This is a genomic window from Microbacterium sp. ISL-103, from assembly GCF_018613995.1.
Lineage (GTDB): Bacteria > Actinomycetota > Actinomycetes > Actinomycetales > Microbacteriaceae > Microbacterium.
Window position 1 is genome coordinate 1 of the sequence record NZ_JAGGPD010000218.1, and the last position, 16,665, is coordinate 16,665.

16 protein-coding genes are annotated in these 16,665 nt (G+C 64.6%); 4 read left to right on the forward strand and 12 right to left on the reverse strand.

Features of this window, described 5'->3' with window-relative positions; all coding sequences use genetic code 11:
* A partial coding sequence (locus J7E68_RS08875; RefSeq protein WP_215171823.1) for a carbohydrate ABC transporter permease occupies positions 1–659 on the reverse strand: 659 nt, incomplete at its 3' end.
* 80 nt (positions 660–739) lie between these two features.
* On the reverse strand, positions 740–2,038 hold the full coding sequence (locus J7E68_RS08880) for an extracellular solute-binding protein (RefSeq protein ID WP_251048807.1): 1,299 nt from the start codon (positions 2,036–2,038) through the stop codon (positions 740–742).
* 161 nt (positions 2,039–2,199) lie between these two features.
* Between J7E68_RS08880 and J7E68_RS08885 the strand changes: the two genes are divergently transcribed.
* Entirely contained in the window at positions 2,200–2,595 is a 396-nt protein-coding gene (locus J7E68_RS08885) for a hypothetical protein (protein ID WP_215171827.1), read from the forward strand.
* Positions 2,596–2,661: 66 nt separating this feature from the next.
* On the opposite strand, the gene J7E68_RS08890 is transcribed toward J7E68_RS08885, so the two are convergent.
* The 10 genes from J7E68_RS08890 to nrdH form a co-directional block, all read right to left on the reverse strand.
* On the reverse strand, positions 2,662–5,139 hold the full coding sequence (locus J7E68_RS08890; RefSeq protein ID WP_215171829.1) for a hypothetical protein: 2,478 nt from the start codon (positions 5,137–5,139) through the stop codon (positions 2,662–2,664).
* Positions 5,132–5,581 (reverse strand): hypothetical protein, encoded by a 450-nt coding sequence (locus J7E68_RS08895; protein ID WP_215171831.1) that lies wholly within the window; start codon positions 5,579–5,581, stop codon positions 5,132–5,134. Before J7E68_RS08895 ends, J7E68_RS08890 begins: the two co-directional genes overlap by 8 nt.
* 114 nt (positions 5,582–5,695) lie before the next feature.
* On the reverse strand, positions 5,696–8,287 hold the full coding sequence (locus J7E68_RS08900; protein ID WP_215171833.1) for a DEAD/DEAH box helicase: 2,592 nt from the start codon (positions 8,285–8,287) through the stop codon (positions 5,696–5,698).
* Between the two features lie 58 nt (positions 8,288–8,345).
* A complete protein-coding gene (locus J7E68_RS08905) occupies positions 8,346–8,669 on the reverse strand; it encodes a TIR domain-containing protein (protein ID WP_311416778.1) in 324 nt (107 codons plus the stop codon).
* Entirely contained in the window at positions 8,621–9,007 is a 387-nt protein-coding gene (locus J7E68_RS08910; RefSeq protein WP_215171857.1) for a hypothetical protein, read from the reverse strand. The genes J7E68_RS08905 and J7E68_RS08910 overlap by 49 nt, the downstream gene beginning before the upstream one ends.
* A 44-nt stretch (positions 9,008–9,051) precedes the next feature.
* Entirely contained in the window at positions 9,052–9,525 is a 474-nt protein-coding gene (nrdI, locus tag J7E68_RS08915) for a class Ib ribonucleoside-diphosphate reductase assembly flavoprotein NrdI (protein WP_215171853.1), read from the reverse strand.
* 448 nt (positions 9,526–9,973) lie between these two features.
* Positions 9,974–10,954 carry a class 1b ribonucleoside-diphosphate reductase subunit beta gene (gene nrdF / locus J7E68_RS08920; protein WP_056313503.1) on the reverse strand — a complete coding sequence of 327 codons (981 nt, stop codon included), beginning with the start codon at positions 10,952–10,954 and terminating at the stop codon, positions 9,974–9,976.
* 32 nt (positions 10,955–10,986) lie between these two features.
* On the reverse strand, positions 10,987–13,107 hold the full coding sequence (gene nrdE / locus J7E68_RS08925) for a class 1b ribonucleoside-diphosphate reductase subunit alpha (protein WP_215171855.1): 2,121 nt from the start codon (positions 13,105–13,107) through the stop codon (positions 10,987–10,989).
* Positions 13,108–13,127: 20 nt separating this feature from the next.
* A complete protein-coding gene (gene nrdI, locus J7E68_RS08930; protein ID WP_215171837.1) occupies positions 13,128–13,589 on the reverse strand; it encodes a class Ib ribonucleoside-diphosphate reductase assembly flavoprotein NrdI in 462 nt (153 codons plus the stop codon).
* Positions 13,590–13,595: 6 nt separating this feature from the next.
* Positions 13,596–13,829 carry a glutaredoxin-like protein NrdH gene (nrdH, locus tag J7E68_RS08935; RefSeq protein WP_042537838.1) on the reverse strand — a complete coding sequence of 78 codons (234 nt, stop codon included), beginning with the start codon at positions 13,827–13,829 and terminating at the stop codon, positions 13,596–13,598.
* Positions 13,830–14,218: 389 nt separating this feature from the next.
* On the opposite strand from nrdH, the gene J7E68_RS08940 reads away from it, so the two are divergent.
* From J7E68_RS08940 to J7E68_RS19710, 3 genes are all read left to right on the forward strand, one after another.
* Positions 14,219–15,427 (forward strand): MFS transporter, encoded by a 1,209-nt coding sequence (locus J7E68_RS08940; RefSeq protein WP_215171839.1) that lies wholly within the window; start codon positions 14,219–14,221, stop codon positions 15,425–15,427.
* The gene (locus J7E68_RS08945) at positions 15,424–16,338 is read left to right on the forward strand and encodes a sugar kinase (RefSeq protein WP_215171841.1); all 915 of its coding nucleotides are present in this window, start codon (positions 15,424–15,426) and stop codon (positions 16,336–16,338) included. The genes J7E68_RS08940 and J7E68_RS08945 overlap by 4 nt, the downstream gene beginning before the upstream one ends.
* Positions 16,339–16,402: 64 nt before the next feature.
* On the forward strand, positions 16,403–16,665 hold a 263-nt coding region (locus tag J7E68_RS19710), incomplete at its 3' end, for an alpha/beta fold hydrolase (RefSeq protein ID WP_251048812.1).

Sequence of the window (16,665 nt, forward strand, 5' to 3'; positions counted from 1 at the left end):
AAGTTCTTCCAGCCACTCGCCCCGTCCATCGTGGCGGCCTCGTAGTATTCACGCGGAATAGAGACGATGCCCGCCATGAAGATCAGCGTGGCGAGCCCGACACCCTTCCAGATATCGACCCCGATGATCGAGTACAGCGCCAGGTTCGGGTCGGTAAGCCATCCGGGCCCCTGGATCCCGACGAGCGCGAGCGTCTGATTGATCAGGCCGTCCTCGGGGTCCATCAGCGCGCGGAAGGTGATCCCGACGCCGATGGTCGACACCAGCACCGGGAAGAAGATGACTGCTCTGAGGTACCCCCTGGCGAGGATGGGCGATGTCAGCAGTACTGCCAGCGCCAGCCCGAGGATGACCTTGACTCCGGAAGTGAGCACACCGTAGATCAGTGTGTTCATGAAGCCCTTAGTCAGCTGTGGGTCTCGGAAGAACAGCGAGAAGTTGTCCCAACCGATGAACTCGACCTCGTACAGGTTCCACCGCGTGAACGCGAAGTAGAACGACGCGAACGTCGGGGCGAGGAAGAGTACCGCGTAGATGAGGCCCGCGGGAAGTAGGAACCAGTAAGGGTAGGTCTTGTGGGAAAGGCGTCCGGTCGTGCGGCGCTTCGGAGGCTTCTCTGCCTCGCGAAGCGCGGGCGCGGAGGGTGCCAGCGTGCTCATGGTGAGCTCCATCCAGTCATGGGCGGTCGGGGGACGCGACTTTCGTCGCGCCCGCCGACCGCCAGGTCATCAGGCCGCGATCACCAGCCGTCGAGGCCGAGCTGCTGTGCCTGCTTCTCGACATCCTGGTCATACAGCGCTGCGGCGTCTTCTCCGCTACGGATACCGGAACCCACCTCAACGAGCAGCTGCTCGAGTGCCGGGCCCTTGATCGGCGACAGGAACTCCAGCGCAGGAGCGGTCAGCCCATCATCGAAGTACGGGAACATATCCGTCACCATCCGAGGAGCATCATCGGGCAGCTCGCAACCCTCGACGAGCATCGGTCCAGTGACACCCGACGCGTCAATAATCGCGGCGCAACCAGCCGGGCTGGCGACGAAGGCCATGAACTTCTTCACCTCTTCGGGATACTCGGTGTTCTTCGGCGCGTAGACGGCCGGCGGGTACCACACGGTGGCCCCGTTCTGTGACGCGTCCTCGCCTGGCACCGGGAAGAACCCGATGTCGTCGAGGTTGTCAGGTGCGAGAGTCAGCAGAGACGAGTACAAGGCAGTGAACATCGGGTAGTGACCAGCTTCGCCAGTCGCTACGGCCAGCAGCCCTTCATCCAGGGTTGCAGAAGCGAAGTCCGGGTTGAAGTACTCTCCGTCGACCAGGTCCTGCAGCTTGGTGAAGCTCTGGAGGGCGACCGGGTCTGTGGCGAACTTCGCCTCGTTCGCGGTGTACTGCTCGCCCCACTCGGGGTCGGCAGCGTAGATGTTGTAGAAGTCCGACAGGGTGAGCAGCTGCGCCGTCCACGTGTCGCCGAAGGTCATCTCCACCGCGGACTTTCCAGAAGCTTTGATTGCGTCGGCGTTGGACAGGAACTCATCCCAGGTCGTCGGGATAGACAACCCGAGCTCCTCGTATAGCGGGATGTTGTAGAGGAACCCGCCGGTTCCCGCTGATCCAGTCGGCGCACCGTAGACGGCGTCGTCAGCCCCTGACACGACACTGCGGAACGTTTCGTCCAGGTCGCCGACCCAGGGCTCATCCGCGACGTTGAGGAGGGTCTGATCGGGGTTCAGGCCCTGCAGCTGTGACCCGCTGTTGTACCAGAAGATGTCTCCGACCTCGCCTGTGGCAAGCCGGGTCTTCAGAAGATTGTCGTACTCGGAACCCGCGCCACCGCTCGGGTCGACCTTGATGGTGATTCCGGGGTTCTCCGCCTCGAACGCATCGACGAGAGACTGGGCGATGTCGATGTTCGTCTGCACGCCGCTGCCTTGCAGCCAGGTGAGTTCGACATCTCCCGCGTCGCCTCCCCCGGCGCCACTCGAGCATCCGGCCAGAACGACGCCCGCGACAGCAGCCACTCCGACAGCGGCGACCAACATACTGCGCCTTGGTACCTGAGACATCTCTTACCTCCTTGTAAGCCGTCGCCAGCGACGGTGCCGTGTACCCGAGATGAAAACTGTTCATCGACGGGGTTTCATTATCGTACGATGCCAACCCGGGCGCGTCAATGAAACGATCAAAAGACTCCGGACGGACGTTGGAACGCGGTGCCGCCTATGCGGCAACCCCGGAAACCGTCGCCGCTGCGCTCATGCTGAGCGGCCAGGGCGTGGAAGGGCTGGCGTGGGCACCCCAGGTCCAGTCGCTCGAGGCCATTGTCGCGCACCCCGCGTACCGGGGCCGCGGGTGCGGGAGCGGGAGCGTCCTCCTGGAATCGGTCGCCGCTCACGCGTACCTCGACCTCGGTGCGCGCCACCTCATCACCCGCATCGCCGCTGACGACCCTGAGCTGCTCACCTGGTTCGGCGACCGCGGCTTCCAGCTCGCCAGGCCCGGGCTTTCGTTCAGCATCGCGGGCATGCCCATGATGCCGACGGCAGGGTACCGGGACGCATGCCTGCCTCTGTCGAACCTGCCGATGTTCGTGAGCTAGTTAGGAGGTGCGGGGCTGGTCCAGCCCCGCACCTAGGCGACCCAAGGCTGGCGGCGACAGCGCCATCTAGTCGGCTTCACTCACAAACTCTTCGACGAACGTCACAACCTCAGCAGCGTCCTCAGCCGAGGCTCCATGCGTCTCCAGCGCCTTCATCAGCGCAGGCCGGAGAAGTTCTCGAAGATCCGCAGGGATCACATCCATCGTCAACAGGTGTCCGGCGTGCGAGAGCACACGCATCACCGCGACGTCCATTTCGGCGCTCTGAGCCACGTCGTGGTCGAACAGTGCACGGTCTCCCGTATTGCGCCCCGACGAGGCGAGCAGGATTGAGTACGCGAGCACTTTGGCAGCGCGGTCGACGTTCCCCTGACGCAACCACACGTTCGCCGATGGCCACAGCTGCTCGGCGAACAAGACTTCCGCTTGTCCCCGCTGCGCCGCTCTCGCGAAGCGCTCCAGCTGTCTGCTGAACCTCTTACCATCGCCTTGACTCGCCAAGGTGTGCAACAGGAAGCCCTCATAGATGGGACGGCGATCTACGTCGGATATCTCTCGGGCTCTGGTCCACAACGCGTACGCCTCGTCGAGATCGCCTTCGGAGAACGACAGCGACGCATGGGCGCTCACCGCACGGGACAGAGCGTTGACGTCCGCCGTTCTGGCAGCGACTGCTTCCGCGCGCTCCGCCAGGGCACGCGCGTACGTCAAATCTGGCGCGTCTTCATCGTTGACGAATGTGTTGGCGAGGGAGGCGAGCGCCAATGCCGCGCGCTCATCATCCCCGAATGCTTCCGCTTGCATGGCCGCCCGCTCGAAGTGTGGGCGCGCATCCAAGGGCCGTTGCATCCGGGTGAGGACTTCACCGAGGTTCAAAGCCACCAGCGAGCCCAGCACACGGTCTTCACGCTCGCCGGCAATGTTCGCGGCAGCGTAAAGTCGCTCCAGCGCGTCCTCCTCTTTGTACAGAGCCAAGGACACCAACGCTGAATCATTGAGTGCATTGCCGTAGACGGTTGGGGAGCCCATCGGCGACAAGACCTTGAGCGCGTCGTCATAGAGCGCCAAGGCGACATCGAGTGCCCGATAGGAGTGTTCAGCAACCCCCGCGAACTCGAGCAGGAATGACGAGTGCTCTCCGCCTTCCGCACTCAACAGACGAGCGGCCTCACGGAGTCGAGACAACGCTTCGGAGGGGTCCGCCGCCGTGTCCAGCGCCAGCAGACCCGACAACCGGAAGCACTCCCCCGCAAACGCCGATGTCACGGCGGCCGCGGCGAACTGGCGGAGATGCTCCGCACCGCGTTCGTGCTCTTCAGCGGCACGCCAGACCACGCGAAGGTTGCGCACTCCCCGTCCGGCCCAATCCTCATCGCCGTACTCCAGCAATTCCGCCACCGCGCCCAGCAGGATCGCCTCTGCCTCGCCCAGCCATGCCGATTCCTCGTCCGATGTCGACGCGTCCGTTCCGCGAGCAGCGAGAACTCGGGAGAGGAGTACCGCTCCAAGATCTGCCACGATCCTGGCTCTGTGCAGCCCGACTGCCGTCTCTATAGCCCGACGGAGAAGCGGCAACGCTTCGCCTAACCGGTCAGCCTCCGCGTAGTCGATGGCGAGCTCGTGAGCGGCATCAGAGATCAGTAGAGGGTCGCCGGACTCCTCCGCTGCGTCGACCGCGCGCTCCGCATACGACGTCGCTCGCGCTCGATGTCCATCATCTCGAGCAGATCTCGCAAGGTGGCCGAGAACGGCAACCTGCAGTTGAGTGTCCCCTCGCCGTTGCGCGTTCCTCAACACGCGCTGCAGCTTGGCGCGCCCGTCACGAACGTCGCCGTTGGCGATGTCGAGGACGGCCGAGCGTGCCAGCCATGAGCCCGACAGATGCGGGTCTCCCGTCGCGCGAACCTGCTCCTCCAGGCGCAACAGGCGTTCCTGAGCATCATCAGAACGGTTCTCGACAGCGTCGTACTCAACCAGGTTGAGTCCCGTGCCGACGATGCCGACCTCGTCATCGAGCTGTGTATACCTCTCGAGCGCGTCGGAGGTGAATCTTCGCGCCTCATCGTTGCGGCCCGATTCATGATGCACGGCTCCCAGGCTTTGTAGGAGTTGAGCGGCAAGCAGCGGCGCACCTGCTTCGTCGGCGACACCCGCAGCATCTCGATAGAGAGTGAGAGCGTCTTCGGTGTCCCCTTCACGCCGTGCAACGAACGCTGTCACCGCAAGAACTTTTGCCGCGAGCGTGCTCGCCGGCGCTGCCCCTCGAACGCCCAGAGCGCGCGCGGTGACCGACGTCGCACTCTCGTACTCATCGAGGACCGACTCGAGTGGCACTCCCAGGACGTATGAGACACCGATGCTGGTGAGCGCGTGCGCGGCGACGAATGCCCCGTACCCCGCAAGCTCACCTGCAACGTCGACGAGTTCAATGATGTGCTCATCGTCACGCCGCTTGTACGCGCGCACCAGCGCTGACACGACGAGATCGTGACCATTCTCGCGGTCGCGCCAGTCGTCGGGGAGCTCAGGATCCCACTCAGTCATCCGACGTTCCATCCGTGATGCGCTCACGTCGGTCGATGGTCGCCTCCGTGACCGCTCGCACAATCGCCCGCGACAACGCGTCGTACACCAAAGAGTCGAGCTCGTCCGTGTTCTGGAAGTTCCGAGTCACAACCTCCGACGTCTGCTGGTCTTTGATGAACTCAGCGACATCCTCGGGAAGCTCAACCCCCTTTCGGATGAGGATGAACCTGTTCGCTCCCCCCTCTCGCGCCGCACGATACTCCGCATGGACGATAGGTGAAAGGTCGCCGTCGACAAGCAGGATCAGCCCCGCGCTTGTCTTCGCGTACTTCACACACTCGTGCTCGGAATGCAGCGCTCCCGTCGCCGCATCGCGCTCCCAGTACCACGCCCTGTGTCCGGAGACGCGGTCGACCGCTTCGGCCGTGACAAGGCGTTCAGCGTCCAGGGTGGTACTCATACGGGAGCTGATAAAAACGCGGGCATGGTTGTGATCCCTGCCATAGACGATCTCGTCTCTCAGCTCTTGCGAGACCTTTCCACCCAACGCCGGTCCTTCCCTCGGTTCCGCAGATCACTCTGCCAGATCATCGCGGGCAGAGGGGTTTACCGGATCCTGAGTGAGCCGCTCGCGCAGAAGAGTCGGGAGGAGGCCGCGCCCTTGGAGCACGTCGGCTACGAGGTCGCGCACCGCGTCAGGCGTACGACCCGGCGCCTTCGTGAGCAGGTCCTCCCACGCGCTCTCGACGTCGTACGCGATCTCTGCGGCAATCGGCGGGGCCACCATGTGCACGTGAGCTTCGGCGCCCTTTGCCCCATCATCGTCGATGCCCGGCTTCGGGGAGATGATGACAGTTGCGCTACCAACAGGCGCCTGTGACGTGCCCCGGTCGGATGCGAGGATCCGGAGCTGGTCGTTCGCCTGCCGCACCTCCTTGTGGGGGACGACACCTGATGGGTCGTGGTCGCTCTTGGCTTCCAGAGCCAGCCAGAGTTCGTTGTCCCACAGCCACACCGAGTCGCAACGCCCCTTACCCTTGGGCTTGAACGCATCAGCCCCGACGAGCTTGCCCAGCTCGGTCAGCGCAGGCTCGTACTCCGACGGCGACCGCTTGCTGAGGCCGAAATGGATCTCACCAAGTCGGCTCCGCAACTTGCCCTGATTGACGCCGCCGACCAGCTTGGCCGCAACCTGGGTAACCGCCACCATGTCAGCGGCGCCCAGCGGGCTACGCTCCATCGACGGGAACGGCGCCATCTCCCGAACCCAGGATCCCAGGCTCTGAACCCGCTCGGCCTGGCGGACCAGCTGCCCGGCAGCGGCACGTCCCGCAGTATCGCCGGCTTCAGATGCGGCGTGGTCACTCCACACGGCTTCCAGATACATCCAGAACGCCCGGTACCCGGCGGTGTCACGTCCTCCCGCGCCGACAAGGCGCGCAACCTCGTGTGCGTGCGTGGCAGCGTCCGCCCAGGCGCTGGCGGCCGCCGACGCCCATGCCCTCACTTCCTCAGAGACTGCCGAAGCCAGAGCGACGGTACCGGACGGATCGGTCTTCACCGCGTCCTTCCTCATCGACTTGAGGTACGGCTCTGCTTCCTCGATCCACGTGCTGTCGGTCGCCTGGTTCAAGAATGCGGCGACGTTCGTCATCACGTCGCCCGCGCTGAACGCCTGCGAGTTCTCCCGGCCGAAAGCAACCTCCGCTTGCAGCTCAGGGTCGAGCGCATCGGTCACCTCCGGACGGGTGAGGTAGCGGGACAGGTCCTTGCCGAGGACAAGAACGATGGCAGTGTCGTGCGGGCCTCGCGTGCAACGCCCCGCTCCCTGGATCACTCGCGTGCGGACGCGGGCTGCAATAGCAGCACCTGCACGAGCGCGGGTCTGAAGGAACCGTTCTTGAAGGTTGTCCTGATTGGGGACCCCGTCCATCGCGACGACGCGACATGCATCGCCGGGCAGGTCGAGGCCGTCATATCGAGCTGCGAGACCACAGACTCCATTCTCCAGGTCCGCGAATGGAGCCATCCCGTCTGCCACATCACCGATACCGAAGACCGGCCACGACGGCTGAGCCAAGTCCTTCGCGTCCTGCTCGGCCACATCTATGCGCGGAGCGAGCACCAGTGCCTTCCCGGCAGCTTTCACCACGTCCTGGGCGAACTCCGTCGCATCGACTCCCTCGACGAACTCAGGGAATACGAAGAAGCGTCGGCCGTACCGCGGCGCGGTCGCGGGGGCGGGAAGCCTGTCGATGGACAAGCGTCCGAACGCGCGCTCCAACTCCCCGCCTTCACCGAGGGTCGCCGACAGATATACCCGCTGGCGCGCGTCCGTGAACAGGCGGTTCTGGTGTGTGGGCGGAATGTAGGGGCGCACCAGGATCCCGGAGTACGACACGTAGACGAGGCAGGAAGCAAGGCCCGAACGGATCATGGAATAGCGGTACTTCAGTGGTGCGTCGAGATCACCAAGCGCTGAATCCAACGCCGCCACCATCCCAGGCTGTCGGAGAGGCACCACCAGCCGCGTATCGTTTCCAATGCTTGGGTCGGGCGCGCCCTGGCGGAGACGTTCGAGGAACACTCCGTCCAGGGCGGGCGCGACCGCCTTCAGCACCGCTGCGTACTCCGCCGGCGATTCCCGACGCTTGAGCATGACACCGTACGCCTCACCGACGTACTGCTCACCCGCATGCGCATCGTCGAACAGGATCATGTCCGGATCAGCGAGATGAGGGTTGCTGTTGAAGATGGTGCTGTACGTCGTCACAGCGATCTGCGCCGCCGAGTCATACGCGGTTTCAGCCGCCGCTGGCCACTTCGCGTGCGGTCCGATGAGCAGAGAGGTGCGGATGCTCTCCCGGTTCGCCGCAGCAACGACCTGCATGGCGAGTTGCTGCGTGGGGCACGCGTAGACGACGCGCGCGCGGCGGCTGAGACGTGTCCACTCAGCGATAACCACGCCCGTCAACGTTTTTCCTGTGCCCGTCGGAAGCTCCAGCGCCACGTCCGGCTTGTTCGTCAACGCGGCGAACGCGCTGAGCATCTCGGACTGGTGCGCCCACAGGCCTGGCACCGCGTCCGGCCGCGGGGGCAGGTCGCGGTACATCTCCGCGGGAGTGCTGGCAGCAGTGGTCGACTGGCTGGGTTTGACGAACGGCACGTGAACTCCTTCGTGTCTGCGCCCGTCTCGGGCGCCTGATGCTTCGTGTGGGCTCTAGTTACTCGGGGCGGACCGCGTTCGCGATCTTCACGGCGATATCGACCAGGGAGACGCCATCGCTAGTGAGCCCTGCTCGCGCTCCGAGGAGCGGGCTTTCCGCACGAAGCTGGTCATAACTGATGCCATGGGCCACCGGGATGACTCGCTCCGTCGCCAGCAGCGCTGACAGCTCCTGCTCGGCGACGCCCTCATTCGCCAGGCTCTCCAGCATGTGTGGAGTCATCAGCACCACTCCGATGCGGGACATGCGAAGGCCCTTGTCGATGGCGCGAATCAGCGACGTACCCAGCGCGACGTCCTTCTCGCTGAACCAGACGTCCACACCGTACGAATCCAGCAGATCGTGCAGCTCTGCGGCTGCGCCTTCACGGTCGCCCCGGCGTGGCACAGGAAGACGTCGCGGCGCTCAGGATGCACCTGCGCTTGCTCAGCAGCCATCGCGCGGACCGGCTCAAGGTACGCGCGCTCCGTCACCGTGTACGACACCGACGGGCGGCTGGCGCGCGCCTTTTGGTTGAAGTCTCGCTGCGCCTTGCGCGCGGCAACGCTCGCGTCACGTTCGAGCTTGTTCTGAATCCGATTCAGCTCGGAATTCATCTCACGCTCGATCTTGCGTCCTGCTGCGCGCACCTGTGAACGAAGCTGCGACTGCGAAGGCATCCGTCGTATAGCCATAGTGATCCCTGCTTTCCGACCGTCGGTTCTTATCGACGTCCAATGTCCGTCGAGCTCGCCAAGGTCTCCGAGCGCAGGTCCCACCCACGTCGCAGACCGTCAGTGACAAGATCGACATCGTCTTGTGTGCCGAAGATTTCTAGCCGATACAAGTGAGGCACGTGGCACTTGCGGCTGATGATGTCACCGGCGAGGCAGAACGACTCGCCGAAGTTGGTGTTGCCCGCGGAGATGACTCCGCGGATCTGATTCCGATTGCGCTCATCGTTGAGGAAACGGATCACTTGCTTGGGAACAGCGCCTCGTTCGACGCCGCGCCCCTCGCCACCACCATAGGTGGGAGTGACGAGAACGAACGGCTCATCCACGACGAGGTCGTCCGCTCGGCTGTGGAGAGGGATGCGTCTGGAACGAAGCCCGAGCTTCTTCACAAAACGCGCAGTGTTGCCCGACAGGCTCGAGAAGAAGACCAGAAGAGGCGCCTCGGATGGGGCGGCGCTCATCGTTGACGTGTGCGACCATTGCGTGGTCATTGGCTCCCCCGATCCATCCTGCAATGCCCTCATCTGGTGTAGAGGGACACTCCGAGCGATTCCTCCAACATGACCATCGCCCGCAGATGAGGCCACGCTGCGCCCGCAAGCACCCGCCTCACAGATCCCTCATCGAGACCTGCATCTGCGGCAACCCGCCTGACACTCTTCTCTCCAATTGCCGCACGCAGATTCACAACAAATCTGCGTGCCGCTTCACCAGCGGGGTCAGGAGAAGGCTCCTCTGGCCACGACTCGGTGAGGTCCTTCGGAGTGGGGTGCGGCTTGTTAGGCAAAGGTCCCGCACCCCACTCTCAATGGTTTCTTACGCCAGGTACCGAATCAGTGCCGATGCCTATGACGTGTGTCAACTTCAACGTGTGGCGGCGCCGTAATGCGTGACGCCGCACAAAGTGACTCAGAAGTCCCAGTCGTCGTCTTCCGTGGCCTCGGCCTTGCCGATGACGTAGGAGGAACCGGAACCCGAGAAGAAGTCGTGGTTCTCGTCGGCGTTCGGCGAGAGCGCCGACAGGATCGCCGGGTTCACGTTCGTGACGGTCGAGGGGAACATCGCTTCGTAGCCGAGGTTCATCAGCGCCTTGTTGGCGTTGTAGTGCAGGAACTTCTTGACGTCTTCGGTCAGGCCGACACCGTCGTAGAGGTCCTGCGTGTACTGCACCTCGTTGTCGTAGAGCTCGAACAGCAGGTTGAAGGTGTAGTCCTTCAGCTCCTGACGGCGCTCTTCGGTCTCTTTCTCGAGACCCTTCTGGAACTTGTAACCGATGTAGTACCCGTGCACGGCCTCGTCGCGGATGATGAGGCGGATCAGGTCGGCCGTGTTCGTCAGCTTCGCCTTCGACGACCAGTAGATCGGCAGGTAGAAACCCGAGTAGAACAGGAACGACTCGAGCAGCGTCGAGGCGATCTTGCGCTTGAGCGGGTCGTCACCCTGGTAGTAGTCCATGATGATCTGAGCCTTCTTCTGAAGGTTCGGATTCTCGGTCGACCAGCGGAACGCCTCGTCGATCTCCTTCGTCGACGCGAGCGTCGAGAAGATCGAGGAGTAGCTCTTCGCGTGCACCGACTCCATGAACGCGATGTTCGTGTACACCGCCTCTTCGTGAGGGGTGATCGCGTCGGGGATCAGCGAGACGGCGCCGACCGTGCCCTGGATCGTGTCGAGCAGCGTCAGGCCAGTGAACACGCGCATCGTGAGCAGCTGCTCGTCGGGCGTCAGCGTGTTCCACGACTGGATGTCGTTCGACAGCGGCACCTTCTCAGGCAGCCAGAAGTTGTTCACCAGACGGTTCCAGACCTCGAGGTCCTTGTCGTCGATGATGCGGTTCCAGTTGATCGCCTGAACCTCGGCAACCAGCTTGATCGGGGGGTGAGGAGTCATGTCTTCGTCGTTTCTCGTATTCAGTGACGGGATCAGAGCATGCAGGAGACGCACTCGGCCATGTCTGTGCCCTCCAGTGCCATCTGACGCAGACGGATGTAGTAGATCGTCTTGATGCCCTTGCGCCATGCGTAGATCTGAGCCTTGTTGATGTCACGCGTCGTGGCGGTGTCCTTGAAGAACAGCGTCAGCGACAGGCCCTGGTCGACGTGCTGGGTGGCGGCGGCGTAGGTGTCGATGACCTTCTCGTAGCCGATCTCGTACGCGTCCTGGTAGTACTCCAGGTTGTCGTTCGTCATGAACGGCGCCGGGTAGTAGACGCGGCCGAGCTTGCCTTCCTTGCGGATCTCGATCTTCGACGCGATCGGGTGGATCGACGACGTCGAGTTGTTGATGTACGAGATCGAGCCGGTCGGGGGCACAGCCTGCAGGTTCTGGTTGTAGATGCCGTGCTCCTGGATCGACGCCTTCAGCGCCACCCAGTCCTCCTGCGTCGGGATGTGCTTGCCCGCGAAGAGCTCCTTGACCTTCTCGGTCTCAGGCACCCAGGCGCGCTCGATGTACTTGTCGAAGAACTCCCCCGACGCGTACGTCGAGTCCTCGAAGCCGTCGAAGGCCTGCTTGCGCTCGATCGCGATGTTGTTCGAGGCGCGCAGCGCGTGGAACAGCACCGTGTAGAAGTAGATGTTCGTGAAGTCGATGCCCTCTTCAGAGCCGTAGTGCACGTGCTCGCGAGCGAGGAAGCCGTGCAGGTTCATCTGGCCGAGGCCGATGGCGTGCGAGCGGTCGTTGCCGTCTTCGATCGAGCGGACCGAGCGGATGTGGCTCTGGTCGCTGACCGCGCTCAGCGCACGGATCGCGGTCTCGACGGTCTGGCCCAGGTCATCGGCATCCATCGACAGCGCGATGTTCATCGAGCCGAGGTTGCAGGAGATGTCTTTGCCGATCTGGTCGTACGAGAGGTCGTCGTTGTACGTGGTCGGCGTGTTCACCTGCAGGATCTCGCTGCAGAGGTTCGACATGTTGATGCGGCCCTTGATCGGGTTGGCCTTGTTCACCGTGTCCTCGAACATGATGTACGGGTAGCCCGACTCGAACTGGATCTCGGCGATCGTCTGGAAGAACTCGCGCGCGTTGATCTTGGTCTTCTTGATGCGCGGGTCGTCGACCATCTCGCGGTACTTCTCGGTGACCGAGATGTCGCCGAAGGGAACGCCGTAGACCTTCTCGACGTCGTAGGGCGAGAAGAGGTACATGTCCTCGCCGTTCTTCGCCAGCTCGAACGTGATGTCGGGCACGACGACGCCGAGCGACAGCGTCTTGATGCGGATCTTCTCGTCGGCGTTCTCACGCTTGGTGTCGAGGAAGCGCATGATGTCGGGGTGGTGCGCGTTGAGGTACACGGCCCCTGCACCCTGACGGGCGCCGAGCTGGTTGGCGTAGCTGAAGCTGTCTTCGAGCAGCTTCATCACGGGGATGATGCCGGAGGACTGGTTCTCGATCTGCTTGATCGGCGCGCCGGCCTCGCGGATGTTCGAGAGCAGCAGGGCCACGCCGCCGCCGCGCTTCGAGAGCTGCAGAGCGGAGTTGATGCCGCGGGCGATCGACTCCATGTTGTCTTCGATGCGCAGCAGGAAGCAGCTGACGAGCTCGCCGCGCTGCGCCTTGCCCGAGTTGAGGAAGGTCGGGGTCGCGGGCTGGAAGCGGCCGGAGATGATCTCTTCGACGAGTGCGACGGCGAGCTGCTCGTCGCCGCCGGCGAGGCCGAGGGCCGTCATCACGACGCGGTCTTCGAAGCGCTCGAGGTAGCGCTTGCCGTCGAAGGTCTTGAGCGTGTAGCTCGTGTAGTACTTGAAGGCGCCGAGGAAGGTCTCGAAGCGGAACTTCTTGCCGTACGCGAGGTCGTTGAGCTGCTGGATGAACTCGAGCGAGTACTGCTCGATGACGGCCGGCTCGTAGTACTCCTTCTCGACGAGGTAGTCGAGACGCTCCTTGAGCGAGTGGAAGAACACGGTGTTCTGGTTGACGTGCTGCAGGAAGTACTCGCGCGCCGCCCGCTTGTCGGCGTCGAACTGGATCTTCCCGTTCGCGTCGTACAGGTTCAGCATCGCGTTGAGGGCGTGATAGTCCAGGCCCTCGTAGGTCGGGTTCATCTTGAACGCCACCGTGTCTGTCACTGAGTCGGTTCCTGCCTGCTCGTCAACTGCGGTACCCACCGTCGCTCCAATCCGTCGCTCACGCGATCTACATCGTCTTGTGTGCCGAAGATCTCGAGCCGATACAAGTGAGGCACGTGGCACTTGCGGCTGATGATGTCACCGGCGAGACAGAACGAGTCGCCGAAGTTGGTGTTGCCCGCCGAGATGACTCCGCGGATGTGACGCCGGTTGCGCTCGTCGTTGAGGAACCGGATGACCTGCTTGGGCACCGCGCCTCGTTCGACGCCGCGCCCCTCACCCCCGCCGTAGGTGGGGGTGATCAGCACGAAGGGCTCGTCGATGACGAGATCTTCCTGCTGTCTGAGAAGGGGAATGCGTCGGGCCGGGAGCCCGAGCTTCTCGACGAAGCGCGCGGTGTTACCCGATGCGCTCGAGAAGTAGACCAGGAGCGGCGCGGCGGTCGCGACGGCGCTCATGGCGGATCACGCCAGACGCGAGGCGAGCTCGTCGATCTTGTCGGGGCGGAAGCCCGACCAGTGACCCTCGTCGGTGACGACGACGGGTGCCTGCATGTACCCCAGCGCCTTGACCTGCTCGAGTGCCGTCGCGTCTTCCGACAGGTCGAGGATCTCGTACTCGATGCCCTTGGCGTCGAGCGCGCGGTAGGTGGCGTTGCACTGAACGCAGGACGGCTTGGTGTAGACCGTGATCGACATCTTTTCGCTTCCCCTCAAATCTCTGGCCTGCATCTGAATCAGGCTGTTTTCCGGTAGACCCTCGCCGGGATCTCAATACTACATATAGGTACGGACATTCAGAGTGACCACTAGGGCTAGTAGTTACATCCGTGTAGTTTTCCACCGCTCTCCACTGTTACAACACAGGTTCTCCACCGTTTCTTCCACAGGCTGAGCCCCCTCGACGGCCCCTCCGAACCGCGAGAAATCGCGGCTGGGAACGACCTGTGAACGATCCATCCACAGGTGGGACGATACGACCCCCCTCCGACATCGGATTTTCTGTGGAAAGACGGTTTGGGCGTGTCGCGGCGTGTCGCGCAGGAGCCGCTTCGACCCGCGTCATCCGCTCCCGGTAGCGTTGACCCGTGGCGGGATACGGTGACCTTCTTCGCACGCCCGGAGTGGCGCGCATGATCGCTGCACAGCTGACGGCTCGCTTCCCCAACGGGATGACCTCGCTCGCGATCCTGCTGCACGTCGAGCAGCAGACCGGCTCCTACGGATCCGCCGGTCTCGTGCTCGCCGCGACCAGCGTGGGGCAGGCGGTCGCGGGCCCCATCACCAGCCGCTGGATGGGCGCGTGGGGCATGCGCCGCGTGCTGACCCTCACCCTCAGCGTGTGCGTGGTCGCCGTGCTGGGCCTCGCGCTGCTCCCTCTGAACGTCCCCGGATACATGGTGCTCGGCCTGATCGCCGGCCTCTCGACTCCGCCGGTGCAGGCAGCCGTCCGCACCATCTATCCGAAGCTCGTGAACTCGAGGCAGCTCACTCCCCTCTTCTCTCTCGATGCCTCGCTGCAGGAGATCATCTGGGTGCTCGCCCCCGTCGTGATCACCCCCGTGTCGACCCAGATCGGCACCCCCGTGGGGCTGCTGCTCGTGGCCGTCGTGCTGGTCGGCGGCGGCGCGTGGTTCATCCTCTCGCCCGAGGTCGGGCGCGTGCGCATCCCGCGCAGCCGCAGCGCACTCGGCAAGGTCGTGCTGAAGCCCCCGGTGCTGCTCGCCACCGTGATCGGATTCCTGCTCATCGGCGCCTGCTCGGCGGTCGAGGTCGGCGTCGTGGCGACGTTCGAGCACGGCAGCCTGGCGGCCGGGCTCGTGCTCGCGGTGTTCGCCGTCGGAAGCCTCGCCGGCGGGCTCTCGTTCGGACACATCCCCATCGGGCCCTGGGCCATGGCCCGCCGCCCCACCATCGTCACGATCGGCCTCGCCCTGACCATGTTCTCTCTCAACGAGTTCTGGCTGGGCGGCACCCTGATCGTCGCCGGCATCGGCATCGCACCGGCGCTGGCCGTGCTCTTCGCCATCACGACGGCGAGCGTCAAGTTCAGCGAGACCGCCGAGGCGTTCGGATGGGCCGGCACCGGGCAGCTCATCGGCGCGGCCGCCGGCTCCGCGGTGGCGGGCTTCCTCGTCGACGCGACGGATCCGCGCGGTGCGTACCTCGCCGCCACCCTCTTCGCTGCGGCCGGACTCGTCGTCTCGATCGTCTTCGTCCGCGCATTCCCCGACCTGCGGCACCGCGACGCGAGCCCGCACCCCGACACCGAACCCCTGGCGGTCACCCCTTCATGAGCTTTGCCTCCTCCCCCGCATCCCCCGCACCCGAGGTCGTCTGCGTGGGCGAGTCCATGGGGCTCGTCACGGCCCTCGGCGCACCGCCCGCCGAGACCGAGACGGCGGCGCTCGGGCTGGCGGGAGCCGAGGGCAACGTCGCCGTCGGACTCGTCTCGGCCGGACACCGGGCCGCCTGGGCCTCACGCCTCGGCGACGACCCGATCGGCGTCCGCATCTCGACCGAGCTGACCCGCCGCGGCGTCGATCTCTGGGTGGCCACGGATGCGGATGCCCCCACCGGCGTCATGTTCAAGGACCCCGGCGTCGAGTCGTCCTCCGTCTACTACTACCGCCGCGGCTCAGCCGCCTCGCTCATGGCACCGGGGTTCCTCGATGCCGCGCGGCTCGCCGGCGTCCGCATCGTGCACACCACCGGCATCACACCCGCACTCTCGCCGTCGTGCCGCGCGATGATCGATCAGCTGTTCGTCGATGCTCGCACCGCCGGCGCCCTCGTCTCTTTCGACGTCAACGACCGTCGCCCCCTGTGGACCAGAGAGGATGCCGCCGAGACCCTGACCCGTCTGGCGGATGCCGCCGACATCGCGTTCGTCGGGCGCGACGAGGCCGAACGCATCTGGGGCACCGTGACTCCGGCCGAGATCCGTGCGCACCTTCCGCACTGCGGGCTCCTCGTCGTGAAGGACGGCGAGATCGGCGCGACGGCGTTCCACGCCGACGACGATCCGGTGTTCGTGGCGGCTCCCCGGGTCGAGGTCGTCGAGCCTGTCGGCGCCGGCGACGCCTTCGCCGCAGGATTCCTCGCCGCGACGCTCGAGGGAGCGGGCCTGGCCGAGAGGCTCACGGCAGGCCACGCCGCCGCAGCCCGCGTGCTCACAACGCACGGCGATCTGCCTCCGCTCGACTGACCCGCACAGGGCCATGCTGGGCCGCACGGGGCCGCGCCGCCGACGCCGGTCGTAGGCTGAGTGCATGCCCGCACCGCTCACGCTGCCTCGCATCTCCTGGGGTGATCCCGCCGCGGATCGCCGCGCCCTTCTCGTGCACGGACTGGGGTCGTCGGCCGCGCTCATGTGGCGGGTCGGCACCGCCCTCGCCGACGCGGGATGGCACGCGACCGCGGTCGACCTGCGTGGCCACGGCGATGCGCCACGCGCCCTCGACTACTCGGTCGCCGCCTACGGTGCCGACCTCGCCGCGACGACAGCCGACGGTGGCCCCTGGGATGCCGTGCT